At 60.1% G+C, this 16,258-nt stretch carries 13 protein-coding genes; 3 read left to right on the top strand and 10 right to left on the bottom strand.

Annotation, left to right across the window (positions count from 1 at the left end; all coding sequences use genetic code 11):
• Positions 1–105: 105 nt before the first annotated feature.
• Positions 106–984 (top strand): LysR family transcriptional regulator, encoded by an 879-nt coding sequence (locus tag GA0061102_RS04230; protein WP_092844358.1) that lies wholly within the window; start codon positions 106–108, stop codon positions 982–984.
• Between the two features lie 108 nt (positions 985–1,092).
• On the opposite strand, the gene GA0061102_RS04225 is transcribed toward GA0061102_RS04230, so the two are convergent.
• The 6 genes from GA0061102_RS04225 to GA0061102_RS04200 all read right to left on the bottom strand — a co-directional run bounded on the left by GA0061102_RS04225 (position 1,093) and on the right by GA0061102_RS04200 (position 6,424).
• On the bottom strand, positions 1,093–2,595 hold the full coding sequence (locus GA0061102_RS04225) for a globin-coupled sensor protein (protein WP_092844356.1): 1,503 nt from the start codon (positions 2,593–2,595) through the stop codon (positions 1,093–1,095).
• A 375-nt stretch (positions 2,596–2,970) separates the two neighbouring features.
• Positions 2,971–3,993 carry an LLM class flavin-dependent oxidoreductase gene (locus tag GA0061102_RS04220; protein WP_092844354.1) on the bottom strand — a complete coding sequence of 341 codons (1,023 nt, stop codon included), beginning with the start codon at positions 3,991–3,993 and terminating at the stop codon, positions 2,971–2,973.
• 191 nt (positions 3,994–4,184) lie between these two features.
• A complete protein-coding gene (locus GA0061102_RS04215) occupies positions 4,185–4,679 on the bottom strand; it encodes a histidine kinase (RefSeq protein ID WP_092844353.1) in 495 nt (164 codons plus the stop codon).
• A gap of 109 nt (positions 4,680–4,788) precedes the next feature.
• Positions 4,789–5,310 carry a hypothetical protein gene (locus GA0061102_RS04210; protein ID WP_208858606.1) on the bottom strand — a complete coding sequence of 174 codons (522 nt, stop codon included), beginning with the start codon at positions 5,308–5,310 and terminating at the stop codon, positions 4,789–4,791.
• Positions 5,311–5,415: 105 nt separating this feature from the next.
• Positions 5,416–5,751, bottom strand: coding sequence for a hypothetical protein (locus GA0061102_RS04205; RefSeq protein ID WP_092844352.1), 336 nt, complete (start codon positions 5,749–5,751; stop codon positions 5,416–5,418).
• Positions 5,752–5,992: 241 nt separating this feature from the next.
• Positions 5,993–6,424 (bottom strand): Lrp/AsnC family transcriptional regulator, encoded by a 432-nt coding sequence (locus GA0061102_RS04200; RefSeq protein ID WP_092844351.1) that lies wholly within the window; start codon positions 6,422–6,424, stop codon positions 5,993–5,995.
• A 138-nt stretch (positions 6,425–6,562) separates the two neighbouring features.
• Between GA0061102_RS04200 and GA0061102_RS04195 the strand changes: the two genes are divergently transcribed.
• Entirely contained in the window at positions 6,563–7,666 is a 1,104-nt protein-coding gene (locus tag GA0061102_RS04195; RefSeq protein WP_092844349.1) for a saccharopine dehydrogenase family protein, read from the top strand.
• A 160-nt stretch (positions 7,667–7,826) separates the two neighbouring features.
• On the opposite strand, the gene ydiJ is transcribed toward GA0061102_RS04195, so the two are convergent.
• The 4 genes from ydiJ to hglS all read right to left on the bottom strand — a co-directional run bounded on the left by ydiJ (position 7,827) and on the right by hglS (position 15,225).
• On the bottom strand, positions 7,827–10,862 hold the full coding sequence (gene ydiJ, locus GA0061102_RS04190) for a D-2-hydroxyglutarate dehydrogenase YdiJ (RefSeq protein WP_092844347.1): 3,036 nt from the start codon (positions 10,860–10,862) through the stop codon (positions 7,827–7,829).
• Between the two features lie 135 nt (positions 10,863–10,997).
• The gene (locus GA0061102_RS04185; protein WP_092844345.1) at positions 10,998–12,233 is read right to left on the bottom strand and encodes a pyridoxal phosphate-dependent aminotransferase; all 1,236 of its coding nucleotides are present in this window, start codon (positions 12,231–12,233) and stop codon (positions 10,998–11,000) included.
• Positions 12,234–12,238: 5 nt separating this feature from the next.
• Positions 12,239–13,771, bottom strand: a complete 1,533-nt coding sequence (amaB, locus tag GA0061102_RS04180; protein ID WP_092844343.1) for an L-piperidine-6-carboxylate dehydrogenase — start codon at positions 13,769–13,771, stop codon at positions 12,239–12,241.
• 59 nt (positions 13,772–13,830) lie between these two features.
• On the bottom strand, positions 13,831–15,225 hold the full coding sequence (gene hglS / locus GA0061102_RS04175) for a 2-oxoadipate dioxygenase/decarboxylase HglS (protein WP_092844341.1): 1,395 nt from the start codon (positions 15,223–15,225) through the stop codon (positions 13,831–13,833).
• Positions 15,226–15,328: 103 nt separating this feature from the next.
• Here hglS and GA0061102_RS04170 point away from each other — a divergent pair, with 103 nt between their 5' ends.
• Complete coding sequence (locus GA0061102_RS04170) at positions 15,329–16,240, top strand: LysR family transcriptional regulator (RefSeq protein WP_092844339.1); 912 nt, start codon at positions 15,329–15,331, stop codon at positions 16,238–16,240.
• The last annotated feature ends 18 nt before the right edge of the window (positions 16,241–16,258 follow it).

Below are 16,258 nucleotides of genomic sequence, written 5' to 3'. Positions count from 1 at the left end.
GACCTTGCAAATCAGCTTGCGAGGCGGACTATGCCGCTGCTTCGTGCCCTAGACAAACGATCAATTTTGGGCTTAGGCATGAGAAAAACTTGGGCTTAGGACACAATGGACATCTCACAGCTTCCGCTGAACGCCCTGCGCGTCTTCGAGGCCTCGGCGCGACATTGCAGTTTCACACGGGCGGGGTTGGAGCTTCGGGTAACTCAGACCGCAGTCAGCCATCAGGCCAAGGCGCTGGAGGACGTGCTGGGAGTGACGCTCTTCAAACGCCTGCCTCGCGGCCTTGCTTTGACCGACGAGGGACATGCGCTACTGCCGGTGCTGACCGATGCGTTTCGCCGCATGAGCGCCACGCTCAGCCAGCTGGAGGAGGGGAATTTTGCCGAGATCCTCACGGTCGGTGTCGTCGGCACTTTCGCCATTGGCTGGCTCTTGCCGCGCCTCGGCAGCTTCAAGGCGCAGCATCCGCATGTCGACCTGCGCTTGAAGACCAACAACAACCGCGCCGACATGGTGCTCGACGGGCTGGATTTCTTCCTGCGTTTCGGCGACGGCGCTTGGCATGGGACCGAGGCGATCCATTTGATGGATGCGCCGCTGTCGCCTGTTTGCACGCCTGCTATTGGCGAGCGATTGCGCACGCCTGCCGATCTTGCCGATGTTGAACTGTTGCGATCCTACCGGATCGATGAATGGTCGCTGTGGTTCAGGGCCGCGGGCTTGCCGCCTCCTCATCTCCGGGGTTGGATGTTCGATTCGTCGCTGACGCTGGTCGAGGCCGCGGCACGCGGCGTTGGCGTCGCGCTCGTCCCCGTTGCCATGTTTTCGCATGACATCGAAGCCGGAAGGATCATGCAGCCGTTCCGGATCACAGCTATGACCGGAAGCTACTGGTTGACGCGGCTGAAATCGCGGGCGGAAACAGCATCGATGAAGGCGTTTCGCCAGTGGCTGCTTGCGGAAATCGAGGAAATGCCGGGATAGGGCACGCAGCCGAAAACGACCCCAGACTTGCGTCTGGAGCCGTTCGATCCGAAGCCCTTGAAGTGTGGTTAGCCTTCAAACGACCGGCGTTGGTGCGTAGCAGCCGCCTCAGCTGGCGAGCTTGAGCCTCACGGCGCCGGTCCGTGCGCCCGAGCGCACCGTCTTGAAACGGCCGACCAGACCGGCAAGTTCGTTGCTGATATCGGCAAGGTGGCGGGTCGAGGCGTTCGTCTCTTCCATCAGCGCCACATTCTGTTGAGTCATCTGATCCATGTTGCGGACGGCGGAGTTGATCTCGCTGATGCCGACGGCCTGTTCCTGTGCCGAGCGGGCGATGGCGCCGACATTTCTGTCGATGGAGGCAACCTGGTCGCCGATGAGCGCCAGTGCCTCGCCGGTGCGATTGACCAGCTCGACGCCGCGGCGGACGTCATTCGACGACCGGTCGATCAGGTCCTTGATCTGCTTTGCGGCGCTGGCCGAACGCTGGGCCAGTTCACGCACTTCCTGGGCGACGACGGCAAAGCCCTTGCCCTGTTCGCCCGCTCTGGCAGCCTCGACGCCGGCATTCAATGCCAGAAGATTGGTCTGGAAGGCGATGTCGTCGATGACGGAGATGATATCGGTCATCTTGCGCGAAGAGGTTTCGATATCGTCCATGGCCGAGACGGCCTCCTGGACGACCTGCCGGGAGCGTTCGGCCTCGGACGCCGATTCCTTGACGATCGCCTGCACTTCGCGCGTCCGCTCGGCCGTCTGTTCGGAGATCGTGGTGATCTGTTCGATGGCCGCCGCGCTTTCCTCCAGCGCGGACGCTTGCTGTTCCGTACGCCGCGCCATGTTGTCGGCGGCCGAAGAGATCGATCCGGCTTCGTCGCGGACGCGGGTCACCGAATCCTCGATGCGCTGCATTGCTGTCCCGAGAGAGCCGAGCGATGCGTTGTAATTGCTCTTGAGAATTTCGAACTCAGCGGAGAGCGCTTCTGTGATATCAGCCGTCAGATCGCCGTTTGCCAAGCCGTTCAGCGCGACGCCGAGCGCGTTGAGCGCGCGCTCCTGTTCCTGTTGTGCTGCCGCCCGCTCGCTTTCCGCCCGGTCTCGTTCGTCGGCCAGCACCTGAAGATAGACGGAGATGCCGTAATCCATGTCGACGAGGGCTGCCTTGATGATAGCCGACAGGCGACGCGACAGTGCCTGTTCATGCTTGCGCTGCAGCATGCCCTTGAGCTGCTGTGCGACGATTGCGCGCACCATGCCCTCAAGGATCACGGCATAGCCGCCGATGTACCAACGCGGCTCAAGCCCGAGGCGCGCATGAGTGCGGCCGACGGCCGAGACCGCTTCGACATAGTCCGGGCCATATTTGCCTGATGCGATCGTCTTCCAATGCTCTTGCTGCTTGGATTTCGCATGTGCCACATGCTGCTGCGACGAAAAGAACTTCGACATTGCCGGATGCTTGACGATCTTCTCGTAGAAGACGTCGAGAGAACCTTTGACGGCAAGTTCGATAATCGGTTGCAACTCCGTAAGGGCCTGCCGGGCATCTTGCCCCAGTCCCACGAAGTCGAGCCGGTCGTCCAACTCGTTCATTTTCGATGCACGCACCATGATCTGCTCCAATGAAGAAATTACAAGCAGTTAGGGCACAGTCATGGTTAAAAATTTATTAGATCGGCGGTTGTTTTCGCGTCTCGACCCTGCGCATTTCCGCGCACCCGTCGGCGCTTAGGCGGCTCGGTGCATCGTTGTCCGGCTTGACTCGATCTGCCGAAGGCTGATTCACATCACCACTTATTTCGCCGTGGAGCGTTTGGCATGGGAAGCTTAGAGTCGGCAGATGGATAAAGCGCAACAGCTCCCATTGTCGTTGCGGCGTGTTGTCGATCCCATCCAAACCGAGAGCGTGGTCAGACGCTGCCCGCAAATGTAAATTTTGCGGGCAGTTACAATGATCGCCTGACAAGCTTGTTTCGCTTCGATTGCTCAGCGCCATCCGAGCGCGGGAGCGACGTGGGTGAGGATGGCCTCGATCACATGCGCGTTGTATTCGACACCGAGCTGGTTGGGGACCGTCAAAAGCAGCGTGTCGGCTGCCGCGATGGCCTCGTCCTTCGCCAATTCCTCGATCAGCACATCCGGCTCGGCGGCATAGCTACGGCCAAAGATGGCCCGCGTCTTTTCATCGATGAAGCCGACTTTGTCGGCATCCTTGCCGCTGCTGCCGAAATAAGCGCGGTCGAGATCGTTGACCAGCGCGAAGATACTGCGGCTCACCGAGACACGCGGTTCACGCTTGTGGCCGGCCTCTTTCCATGCCTCGCGAAAGACCCTGATCTGATCGGCTTGCTGGACATGGAACGGCAGGCCGGTCTCGTCGTCCTTGAGCGTCGAGCTCTGCAGGTTCATGCCGAGCCTCGCCGCCCATGCGGCTGTTGCGTTGGAGCTTGCGCCCCACCAGATTCGGTCGCGCAGACCCTCGGAATGCGGTTCTAGACGCAGCAAACCGGGCGGATTGGGAAACATCGGCCGGGGGTTGGGTTGGGCAAAACCTTCGCCGCGCAGGATGTCGAGCAGCACCTCCGCATGCCGCCGGCCCATGTCGGCGTCGCTCTCGCCTTCGGTCGGCTCGTAACCAAAATGCCGCCAGCCGTCGATCACCTGTTCGGGAGAGCCGCGGCTGATGCCGAGCTGCAAGCGGCCTCTGGCGATCAGATCGGCCGAGCCGGCATCTTCCGCCATGTAGAGCGGGTTCTCGTAGCGCATGTCGATGACGGCGGTGCCGATTTCGATGCGGCTGGTCTTGGCGCCGACCGCCGCCAGCAGCGGAAATGGCGAAGCAAGCTGGCGCGCGAAGTGATGCACACGAAAATAGGCGCCATCCGCGCCGAGTTCTTCGGCGGCGACTGCGAGATCGATTGACTGCAGAAGTGTGTCGGAGGCAGAGCGCGTTTGCGATTGGGGTGAGGGTGTCCAGTGGCCGAATGAAAGGAAACCGATCTTCTTCATAGGCCCACTCCATAGTGCTTGGTTCGCTCAAGCCTATCTCATCGCATGATTTCGACCGGGGATACAAGCGCGGTGAAGGTATCTCGCCTGCGCCTCCAGCCTACCTCCAAACAAAAAGAGCCCGCAATTGAGCGGGCCTAGAATATTGTAGCCTTGGAGGCCGCTGCGCCGCAGCCTCCGGCTGAAGGTCGTTATTTCGCGGGCTTGATGGAGCCGATGATGTCGAGCACTTCCTGCTTATGCTTGTCCTGGTCCTCCTTGGAGCCCCAATAGGTTAGCACGAGGATCTTGTTCGGCGCCGGAGAAAGCACGCCAAGATTGATGTTGACTGCCCCGTTTTCGTCGGTGCCCTGCCAGTTCAGGATCGAGAGCTTCATCCCGTTGACTTCGTTGCTGTCGTCGTCCTTGCGGGTGCTGTCATCGACCTTGACACCGTTCTTGTCGAGAAAGCTGATGGCATCGCCGACGACTTTCTCGACGTTGTCACCGCTTGCAACATCGAGTGCAAAATAGATGGCCGAGTCCGGTGAGTTCGCGTCGATACCGGATTCGGTTTCCTTCGGCTTCCAGCTATCGGGAACGGTGACGCTGGCAACCGGCGCGTCGCTCGGGAAGGCGAGCGTCTTGGCATTTGCAAGCATCGGGAATGCCACGAGTGCAGCGGCGAGAAGTACTATCTTTTTCATGGGGGCCTCAATTCGTCCGTGAGCTATGGTTTCAAGTCAATCCCCTTGGGTGCAGGGCCTGACGTGGTTGCCGGCCGCTGTCATGGCGGCCGAAAGGGTGTCGCCGATTTCAGCTGCCCGAGGCGATCTCGAAATCCTCATCGAAGGACGAGGTCTTGCCCGAGGTCATGTCATGCAGCGTGTAATGAAGCTTGTATTTTCCGGCGGATAGACCATCCACGGTCAAGGTCATGTCGAACTTGAACTCCATATTCTGCTTGTGGCTCTGCAGGCGTGTATCCATATAGCCCTGCTTGCCCCAAAGGACCTCGCCGCCGGCATCGACAATGTCGAGATCGGCAATCAGGTGCATTTCATAGAGATTGCCGGGCAGCTGCTTCCAGCCATAACCGATCGGTTCGCCATAAGTGATGATCGGTTCGCCGGGCTTGAAAACCTTCGAGTCGCGCTCCTTGTAGACGCCATAGCCATCGGATGTCTGGGAGACGAACACCACGTTCTGTTGCGAAAAGGGAACCTTGCTCCAGGCCTCGACCGTGGCCTTTTGCGCCGCAGCGAGATCTGCCAGCGGATCGGCATGTGCTGCGGTTGCAAGGGAAGCTGCGAGTATCAGTCCAAGGGCTCGTCGCATGATACTCTTTGATCCATACAGCAGGTTGTTGATGAAGGAGACGCTGTAAGGAAGAGGAGACGCCACGACGTCTTACGCCGCGGTGTCTGCATCTTCCGGCCCGCCCTATTCGTGGATGGTGTAGTTGCCCAGCTCGCACAGGTTCTGGGTGTCGGTCGTCGTGTCGAGATTGGATCCCTGCTCGAACTCGAACTTCATGTCGTATTTGCAGACGGCCCGGCCGTCGCCGATCGTGATTTCAACACTCTCGCCGGGGCTTAGTACTTGCTTGCCGAAGACATCGTCTTCCCAATTGTTGACGCCGACCGGTGAGGTGTAGAAGTTGGTGAGAACGGACTTGGTGCCATTCTTGAGCGTGAAGACCAGGTCTTCGGCATTTGCTACGCCCGTAAGGCAAAAGAACACTGCCGACCCCGCCAAGGCGAAGCGAAATCTCGTCATGGAATTATGCCCTTATGAAAAAGCTGTGACGTAATTCTTCTAAGACTTTCGATAGGCGGGAGCCATATATATTGCGCGCAGTGTCGGCCCATTTTTGGGTCGAAACCTCAGCTCGAGGGTGAGGAGCCGCGTCGGTGACAAATTAAGCGCTGGCGACGCACAATTCCGATCATCCGCGGTCAGCGACCTGCTCGTTTTCGACATCGAGGGAGGGTCAATTCCGCCCTGAACGAAATTGCTTTCAGCGGGCGATTCGCGTCGAGAGGATAATGGACGACAACGTTCGTTCGACCCCGTCGATCTTGCCGATTTCATCGATCAGCTGATCCAGTTCGGAAATTGATGGCGCTGCGACGATGGCGATCAGGTCGAAGGAGCCGCTGACGGAGTGAAGCGTCGTCACGGCATGGATCGCGTCCAGCGAAGCCGTCACGGCAGACAGCGCCTTCGGCGCAATAGTGATCAGAACATGCGCACGGATAAGGCCGGAAAGATAGGCTTCCGAGAGCCGCACGCCATAGCCCGCAATCACGCCTTCCCGTTCCAGTCGCTCGAGCCGGGCCTGGACCGTCGTTCGTGATAGCGAGAGCTTTTTGGCCAGCGTCGCCACCGGCATGCGGGCATTCTGGCCCAGCAACGCCAGCAGCTCGCGGTCCTTGCCTGTTACCTGCATGATAGTTCCTGCATTTTGCAAAACATGATCGTCATATTGCGCAATTTTATACAACGAAATGCGTTTTTTGTCGCTATGAATCGTTCAGCCGCTGCCTACACTTATAAAAATCTTATTCATGAAACGCAGGGGAATAATATGAAAGACATAGTGGTCATTGGCGCAGGCAAAATCGGCGGCGCGATTGCTTTGATGCTTGCCGAAACCGGCGATTACAAGGTCGTCGTCACCGATCGCAGCCCCGAGCAGCTTGCCAAGATCGACCGCCACGCCGCGATTTCGACCGCAGCTGTCGATATTACCGACCGCGCGGCACTGGTGGATGTTTTGAGCGGAAAGTTCGCCGTTCTGTCGGCAGCTCCCTTCCATCTCACCGGCCTTGTCGCCGAAGCGGCGCTCGAAGCAGGCGTTCACTACCTCGATCTCACCGAAGACGTCGCGACGACGAAGAAGGTGGAAGAACTGGCTCAGAACGCGAAGACTGCATTCATTCCGCAGTGCGGTCTGGCACCGGGCTTCATTTCCATCGTTGCCAATGATCTCGCCAAGCGTTTCGACAGCCTCGACAGCGTTCGCATGCGCGTCGGCGCGCTGCCGCAGTATCCGTCCAATGCGCTCAACTACAATCTGACCTGGAGCACGGACGGCCTGATCAACGAATATATCGAGCCGTGCGAAGCCATCGTTGAAGGCAAACTCGTCACCGTGCCGGCTATGGAAGAGCGCGAGGAATTCTCCCTCGACGGCGTTACTTATGAGGCTTTCAACACCTCCGGTGGCCTCGGCACGCTCGCCAAGACACTCTCCGGCCGTGTCCGCACGATGAACTATCGCACGATCCGCTATCCCGGCCATCAGGCGATCATCAAGGCGCTGCTCAACGACCTGAACCTCAAGAACCGCCGCGATGTGCTGAAGGATCTGTTCGAAAATGCACTGCCCGCCACCATGCAGGACGTCGTCGTTGTCTTCGTAACGGTCTGCGGCTGGCGCGATGGTCGCTACATGCAGGAAACCTATGCCAACAAGGTCTATGCGGGCATCGTTGCCGGCAAGAAGATGAGCGCCATCCAGATCACCACGGCTGCCGGCATCACGACCGTGCTCGACCTGCTTGCCAATGGCAAGCTTCCGGCCAAGGGCTTCGTCTGCCAGGAAGAAATCGATCTTGCCGATTTCCTCGCCAATCGCTTCGGCCAGGTTTATAGCCTCGAAAAGATTCGCATGAGAGAAGCAGGCTAAGCATCGCTTGCATATGATCATTTGCATGTGGCGCCCATTGGGCGCCACATTTGTTTTGCGGTTGCTAAAGCATGGCGCACAGAAGCGAGCGCTTGCGATAGTGATATGAGTAAAACCAGGAACTAAGCGCAAGGCTGAATCTGAAAGATTGCGCGGCGTTTCAGCCGATCAAGCCGTTCAGGATCTCGATGGGATGTGGGGTGGTTTGGCGATCCATTTTGGCAACCTGCGAACGACAGGAAAAGCCTGTCGCCATGACCACGTTTTGGTCGCTCTTCTCGGTGATCTTGTCCTGCCAGCTCATGGCATAGAGCTTTTCCGATATGGCCCGATTGCGCACCTCGTGGCCGAAGGTACCGGCCATGCCACAGCAACCGACATCGGCAATATCGAGTTTGATGCCCAACTTCTGGAACAGCAAAGACCATTGTTTGAGGGCAGCAGGCGCGTTCGTCCGCTCTGTGCAATGGGGCAGCAGCGTAAAGCGCTCCTGGAAGGAGGTTCGCGGTTGTGGCAGGCGTTCCAGATTGGCCGCGAGCCATTCCTGAAGCAGCAGCACCGGTGCCTGCAGCCGGGCAGAGGGCAGGGCGGCATATTCGCTGCGATAGGTCAGCGTCATCGATGGATCGATGCCGACGAGCGGAATGCCCATTTGCGAGATGCGGTCGAGATAGTCACGCGATTTCGCCGCCTCCTTTTCGAAACGGCCGAGATAACCATGGACATGCAGGGCCTTGCCGTTCGGCTGCGAGGTGGCGAGCCAGGGCTTCACGCCCATTTTCCGAAGGAGCTTGAGCGCGGCAATGACGACGGCCGGGTCGAAATGAGTGGAGAAGACGTCGGCGACGATAACGACTGCGCGCGCGCGCTCCTCCGACGAGAGCTTCTCCAGCCGCTCCGGAGTAGTGCTCTTAACGCCGAGACGAGCGGCTTCCCGTTCGAGCGAGATCGCGGGCATGGCTGGAAGCGCGGTGAGACCGGCAAGTCGCATCAGGGCCTGGCCGGCACCGGAACCGGTCAATAGATTGTAGGCGGGCTTGAAGCGCGCCATCAGTGGCAGGGTCGTTTCGATGGCGGCGACGATCGGATCCTTCAGCGGCCTGAGATAGCGGCCGTAATAGAGCTCCAGAAACTTCGACCGGAAGGCGGGAACGCTGACCTTGACTGGACATTGGCCCGCGCAGGCCTTGCAGGCGAGACAGGTGTCCATCGCCGCCCGTACCTCATGCGAGAAGTCGTCTCGGTTCGCCGGATTGAGTGAGTTGATCACCCGTCGGAAAAGGTTGGCAAAGCGGTTGGCGCGACGCTGCGCCTCAGCTTCGCGTCGGGGATCGACACGTCGTTCCGCAAGGAGGCGTAGCCATTCGCGCATCAGCGCTGCGCGACCCTTCGGCGAAAAGCGCCGGTCGCCCGTCGCCTTGAAGGACGGGCACATTGGGCTCGCGGCGTCGAAATCGAAGCAGGCGCCGTTGCCGTTGCAGTAGGCAGCATTGTCAAAGGCAGCACGGATGTCATTGCCGATAATGCGATCGAGATCGCCGCGCAGCGTCACCTCGTCGATCTTGAGGAGCGGCCGCGATGAGCCCGAGGCGATCTTGCCCGGGTTGAGCCGGTCGCCGGGATCGAAGGCGCGCTTAATCTCCTGCAGGCTCGGATAGAGGTCGCCAAAGTAGTCGGGTACATATTCCGAGCGCACGCCCTTTCCGTGCTCTCCCCAGAGCACGCCGCCATATTTGCGGGTGAGAGCAACGACGCCGTCGCTGATCTTGCGAACGAGTGGTTGATGGTCGTCGCGCGTGAGGTCGAGGGCCGGACGTACATGCAGCACGCCGGCATCGACGTGGCCGAACATGCCGTACTCAAGGCCTTCGGCATCGAGAAGGGCCCGAAATTCACTTATATAGGCTGCTAGATGCTCGGGCGGGACGGCCGTATCCTCGACGAACGGCACGGGGCGCACCGGCCCTTCCACATTGCCGAGCAGGCCGACAGCCCGCTTGCGCATCGACCAGATCGCCTCGATCTCCGGCCGTTCGCGGGCGATGGTGTAGCCCTTATGGCGGGCAGGCGCACCGGCGTCGAGAACCGTTGTCACCTCGGCGAGCTTGCGCTCCAATTCCGCATGGTCGTCGGCCAGCACCTCGACGATGTTGATGCCGTTGGCCGGGCCGGATGGATCCTCGGGAAAGAAGCGGGCAATGCCGGTCCAAACGATGTCGGCCTTTGCGAGACCTAGCACCTTTTCGTCGACCGTTTCGACCGAGGCGACCTTCATCGCCACCAGCAGCCGGGCATCTTCGAGCGCCGTGTTGAAATCGTCGTAGCGGATGTTGATGAGCGCGGCTTGCGCCGGAAGCGGCAGAACATTGAGCTCGGCCTCGGCGATCATGGCAAGCGTGCCTTCAGAGCCGCAGAGGATCGCGTTGAGATCGAAGCGGCCATCCTCGCGCCTGATATGGGCGAGATCATATCCGGTCATATAGCGATTGAGCTTCGGGAAGGTGGCCTCGATGAGGTCGCGCTTGTCATTCGCGATCCGGTCGACGGCCCGGTAGATCTCGCCAATCCGATCAGGCCGTGCTTTGATCTCTTCCAGTGCAGCGCCGTTGAGCGGACGTGACCACCAGTCGCTGCCGTCCGAGAGCACGACGCGAAGGCCGAGAACATGGTTGCTCGTTTTGCCGTACAGGCACGAACCCTGGCCGCAGGCATCCGTGGAGATCATGCCGCCGATCGTGGCGCGGTTGGAAGTGGAAAGCTCAGGCGCAAAGAATAGCCCATACGGCTTGAGCGCCTTGTTCAGCTGATCCTTGACGACACCAGCCTCGACGCGGGCGATCTTTCGAACTGGATCGATCTCCACAATCCGGTTCATATGTCTGGAGCAGTCGACAACGACGCCTGAGGTCAGCGATTGTCCGTTCGTTCCTGTGCCGCCGCCGCGGGGTGCAATCGTGATGTCGGAGAAAGCGGGCTCCGACATTGCTGCTGCAATGATCTTCAGGTCGTCGGCGCCGCGCGGATAAAGAATGGCGGCGGGCTTAAGCTGATAGATGGAGTTGTCGGTTGAAGCGACCGTCCGGGCACCTTCATCCATCTCCACGTCGCCGCAAAAGCCGAGTGCAGCCAGCCGACGCGCGAAGGCGCCGATCTGGTGTTGCAAACTGTCTTTCGCCGAAACGAGGCGTGGTATCATGGTACGAAGGCTTCCGGCGTTCTACGCTATGACTAGAGCATTCCGTTTTCTAAACAGAATTATGGAAATACTCTATCTCTTTGTTTTCGCGCAATTCCGGACGCATAACCGCTTTGCGCTTTGACGGGAATTGCCCTAGCGTCGGAGAGCTGCGCAGGCCCTTTCGATGCGATCGAGAGCTTCGACGAGATCGGCTTCCGATGTCGCATAGGAAATGCGGAAATACGGTGACAATCCGAAGGCAGAGCCGGGTACGACGGCGACATGCGCTTCATCAAGCAAATAGGCACAGAAATCCGCATCCGTGGCGATGGTCTTTCCGGATGGCGTCGTCGTGCCGAGAACGCCTGCGCAACCCGAGAACGTGTAGAAGGCGCCTTCCGGCACGAGGCAATCCAGGCCTTCGATGGCGTTGAGTCGGCTGACGACGAGGTCGCGACGCTTCTGGAAGCTTGCAGTGCGTTCCTTGAGGAAATCCTGCGGGCCATTCAGTGCTGCGATGGCGGCTGCCTGACTAACCGAGCAGGGGCACGAGGTTGCCTGGCTCTGGATGACGGCCATGGCTTTGATCAGCGCCTTCGGGCCACCGGCGTAGCCGATGCGCCAGCCGGTCATGGCATAGGCCTTGGAGACGCCATTGACGGTCAGTGCTCGGCTCCTGAGCCGCGGCTCGATTGCAACGGGCGTCGTGAAACGGAAGCCGTCATAAACGATGTGCTCATACATGTCGTCGACCATCAGCCAGACATGCGGATGACGCAGCAAGACCTCGATCAGCGGCAGATAATCTGCTTCCGAATAGGCCGCGCCCGATGGATTCGACGGCGAGTTGAGCAACAGCCAGCGCGTCTTCGGGGTGATGGCCTTTTCAAGCTGGTCCGCCTTGAGACGGAAGCCGGCCGCGGCGTCACACGGGATAAGCACGGGCACGCCGCCGCAGATCTCGACGATATCGGAATAGGAAGTCCAGTACGGCGTAGGGATGATGACCTCGTCGCCCGGATTGATCGACGCCATAAATGCATTGAACAGGATCTGCTTTGCGCCGGCGGCGACCGTAATCTCGTCGACGGCGTAGTCGATGCCGTTCTCGCGCAGGAACTTGCCGGCGATCGCCTTCTTGAGTTCGGGCGAGCCGTCGAGAGCCGTGTACTTCGTCTCTCCGCGGTCGATGGCGGCCTTCGCAGCTTCCTTGACATTGTCAGGCGTATCGAAATCCGGTTCGCCGGCGCCAAGGATGATGACGGGCAGGCCTTCGCGCTTCATCGCGTTGGCGCGTGCGCCGATCTGCAGGATTGTCGACACGCCGATGGAGGCGATGCGCGAAGTGGGCTTAAAACCCGCTTCCTCGATGGTGGTGGCGATCGTCATGGAGCTTACTCGATGTCGAAGGAAACGCCCTGAGCCAGCGGCAGGGCCTTGGAATAGTTGACGGTGTTGGTCGCCCGGCGCATGTACGCCCTCCAGGCGTCCGAGCCGGATTCACGGCCGCCACCGGTTTCTTTCTCGCCGCCGAATGCGCCGCCGATTTCAGCGCCCGACGTGCCGATGTTGACGTTGGCGATACCGCAGTCGGAGCCATCTGCCGCGAGGAAGCGCTCGGATTCCTGCATGTCGCGGGTGAAGATCGACGAGGACAGGCCGGCGGCTACCGCATTGTGATCCTCAAGGACTGCATCGAAGTCGTCATAGGGTATGACGTAGAGGATGGGCGCGAAGGTCTCTTCGAAGACCGGGCCGGCCTGCTTCGGCATTTCCACAAGTGCCGGCTTGACGTAGAAGCCATCGGCATGGCCGACATCGACGCGCTCGCCGCCGGTCACCGTGCCGTCATGCGACTTTGCTTCCGCAATCGCCTTCTGCATGTCGTTGAATGCTGCCTTGTCGATCAGCGGGCCAACGAGCGCGGAAGATTGCAGGGGATCGCCGACGGAGACGCTCTGGTACGCCTTCTTCAGGCGCGGCACGAGCTGATCGTAGACGCTCTTGTGAACGAAGAGGCGGCGCAGCGTCGTGCAACGCTGGCCGGCTGTGCCCATGGCGCCGAAAGCGATGGCGCGCAGTGCCATGTCGAGATCGGCGGACGGGCAGACGATGCCGGCATTGTTGCCGCCGAGTTCGAGGATGGCGCGTGCGAAGCGCTTGGCGAGCCGCGGTCCGACATCGCGGCCCATGCGGGTCGAGCCTGTTGCCGAGACGAGCGGCACCTTGGGGTGATCGACCAGAACTTCGCCGATGGCGCGGTCGCCGATCAGCAGCTGCGACAGACCTTCCGGCGCATCGCCGAAGCGGGCAAGAGCACGGTCGAGAATTGCCTGCGAGGCCAGCGCCGTCAGCGGTGTCTTTTCAGAGGGCTTCCAGACGATGGAATCGCCGCAGATCAGCGCGAGCGCTGCATTCCACGACCAGACGGCGACCGGGAAGTTGAAGGCAGAGATGATGCCGACAACGCCAAGCGGGTGCCAGGTTTCCATCATGCGGTGGCCCGGACGTTCGGTGGCGATCGTCAGGCCGTAGAGCTGGCGAGAGAGACCGACGGCGAAATCGCAGATATCGATCATTTCCTGGACTTCGCCGAGGCCTTCGGAGCGGATCTTGCCGGCTTCGATCGAGACGAGGCGGCCGAGATCGTCCTTGGCAGCGCGCAGCTCTTCGCCGAGCAGACGGACCAGTTCGCCGCGCTTGGGAGCGGGCACGAGACGCCAGGCGCGGTATGCGGCATGCGCCTTCTCGATCCGCTCGGCCGCTTCAGCTGCCGAAACGGTCTTGAGGTTGCCGATCTTCTCGCCGGTAACCGGAGAATAGGACGGCATGTCGCCTTGTGTGTAGAGCGCTTTGTCGACGCCGAGCTTTTCGAGGATGGCGGCAGCTTCGGCTGCGACGGAAATGTTCTTTGCTGCGATGTTCATCTTTTGAAACTCCACTTGTCTTTGATCGAAGGTGCGAGCGGCGCTCGGGCCGCGTCGCATCACTCGGCTGCGTCTTGTTTGGACAGCGCCTGCAGGCAGGCGTCGATCGATGCCTGCTCGATGCCGGCATAATGGTCGAATTCGTTCAGCACCTTCATTCCCAGATCGGTTTCGAAGCGCTTCTGGTTCGGGCTTGCGACAAACTCCTGCTGGGCGCCGTCACCAAGGTTGGACTGGAAGATACCTGCGGCGCTGACGGGAAGGAAGTCCTCGTAGACGATGGGGTCGAACTGAACGAGCCCCTGATTGATCAGCGCTTCGATATCGCCGCGGGTCGTTGCTGCGGCCTTGCCCTTGGCCGTCAGCGAATAGGTGAAATAGCCGAGGCTCTCGGCGCGGATAGCCGACCAGTCATCGGGGAACTCGGCAAAGCTCTGGGCAAGCGCGGCCTCATAATCGCGCGCGTTCGATCCGTCGGCCGCAGGCCGCACGATCTTGCGCGAGTTGTCCAGCAGCTTGTCATAGAGCGCACGGCCCTTGGGCGTCAGGGCGATGCCGCGCTGCTCGATTTCGCCGAAGCGTGCGGTATGCGACGCGGTTTCCCAGACGCCGTCGGCATTGCGGAAGGAGACGGGCTCTTCGAGCGCCTTGAACGAAGTCTGGCGCAGCAGGATCGGGCAGGCGCGCGTCGGCGGGCCCTCGACGACGGCCTTGGGCGCAATGCCGTATTCGGGCATCAGCGACTGAACCTGGTCGATGTCGAGCGTGCGCGGCGTCAGATGGTTGATGTGCGGCCCCTTGAACGACACGACATCGGCGATCAGGCGATGAGCATCGTGCAGACGATGATACATGGCGGCATCGACGTTTGCTTCATCGTGCCAGCGGAAGGTCTCAAGCACTTCGTTGACGAAATGCTGAGCATCCTCCTTGCCGAGACCGCCATTACGTTCGGCCTTTTCGGTGAGGGCGATCGCGCCTTCGGTGAAGATCTGGCGCTTCGAGAGAATCTGTGCGGATGCCTCGCGCAGATCTTCATCGGCAATCAGGTCGAGCCGCAGCAGCGAAGTGAAGACGCGGAAAGGATTGCGCTTCAACTCGGCATCGCCGATCGGACGGAATGCCGTGGAGTGTACCGGCACGCCCGCCGTCGAAAGATCGTAATAGCCAACGGGATACATGCCCATGACGGCGAAGACGCGCGCCATCATTGCAAGCTCCGCCGCCGTTCCGAGCCGGATCGCGCCATGCCGTTCCTCGGAAATGCGATCGAGATAGTCGGTCGCCTGCAGGCGCTCTTTCAAGGCCGGCCGAGCAGCCAGCGTTTCGTCGTTGACGCGACCAACCAGCTCCATGAGCGTGCCATAGGCGGGTACTTCTTCACGATACATGGCGGACATAGCGGCCGAAAAGGCGCTGCGTATATCGCTGGTCGAGATGTGATCGGACTTCATGGTAATCTCTTCCTGAAAGGCTACATCATTCCTATAACGCAGAATATACCTTGATTTTCGGCAGGTCTTGTGACAGAAAATTCTAACTTGATGCTGAAATGGAATGACTATGCGTCGCCGCCTCATCCCCGACATCGTCAATCTTCAGGCGTTCGAATGTGCCGCGCGCCATCAGAACTTTTCGCGCGCCGCCGAAGAACTCAATCTGACGCAAAGCGCCGTCAGCCGTCAGATCAGCGATCTGGAGCAGCAGACCGGGTTGAAGCTTTTCGAGCGCGTGAGGCAGCGCGTCGTGCTTTCGGAAGCCGGCCTTCGGCTGCTGCCGGAGGTCAAGGATCTGCTGCTGCGTTCTGAGCGGCTGATGATCGGCGCCGTTGCGGCCGGCCAGATGAAGCTGTCGCTGAAGGTTGCAACCTTGCCGACTTTCGGCACGCGCTGGCTGGTGCCGCGTCTCGGCCGGTTTCTCGACGAACACCAGGATGTCGCCGTTACGGTGGAATCGCGCTCCAAGCCTTTCAGCTTCGATGAGGATAATTTCGATCTTGCCATTCACTACGGCTTACCGGCTTGGGCCGGCGCTGTCGCGACCTTCCTTTGCAACGAGACCGTTCTTCCCGTCGCCAGCCGGGCGCTTGCCGGGCGGCTTGATATGCACTCGCCGGAGGAGTTGGCGGAAGCGCCGCTGCTTCATCTGACGACACGTCCGAAGCTCTGGGCTCAATGGTTCGATCTGCAGGACCTGCCAAGCGAGAATGCCTATCCCGGCGCGCGCTTCGACCAGTTCTCCATGATCATTGCCGCAGCCATAGCTGGGCTTGGCGTTGCGCTTTTGCCCACCTATCTGATCGAGGAGGAACTGAGCGCAGGCACGCTTCTGCCGCTTTTCGATCTGCCGATGCCGACCGAGAACAGCTATTATATCGTCATGCCGGAAAAGAAGCAGACGAACGAAACGGCGACATTGTTTCAGAATTGGCTTCTCAGAGAGGTTACGCCTCAATCGTCGGCAGCCTAGTGCCGATTGATAAATTTT

The organism is Martinezella miluonensis, assembly GCF_900094545.1.
GTDB lineage: Bacteria > Pseudomonadota > Alphaproteobacteria > Rhizobiales > Rhizobiaceae > Rhizobium > Rhizobium miluonense.
This window is presented reverse-complemented; position numbering and strand designations above follow the sequence as displayed.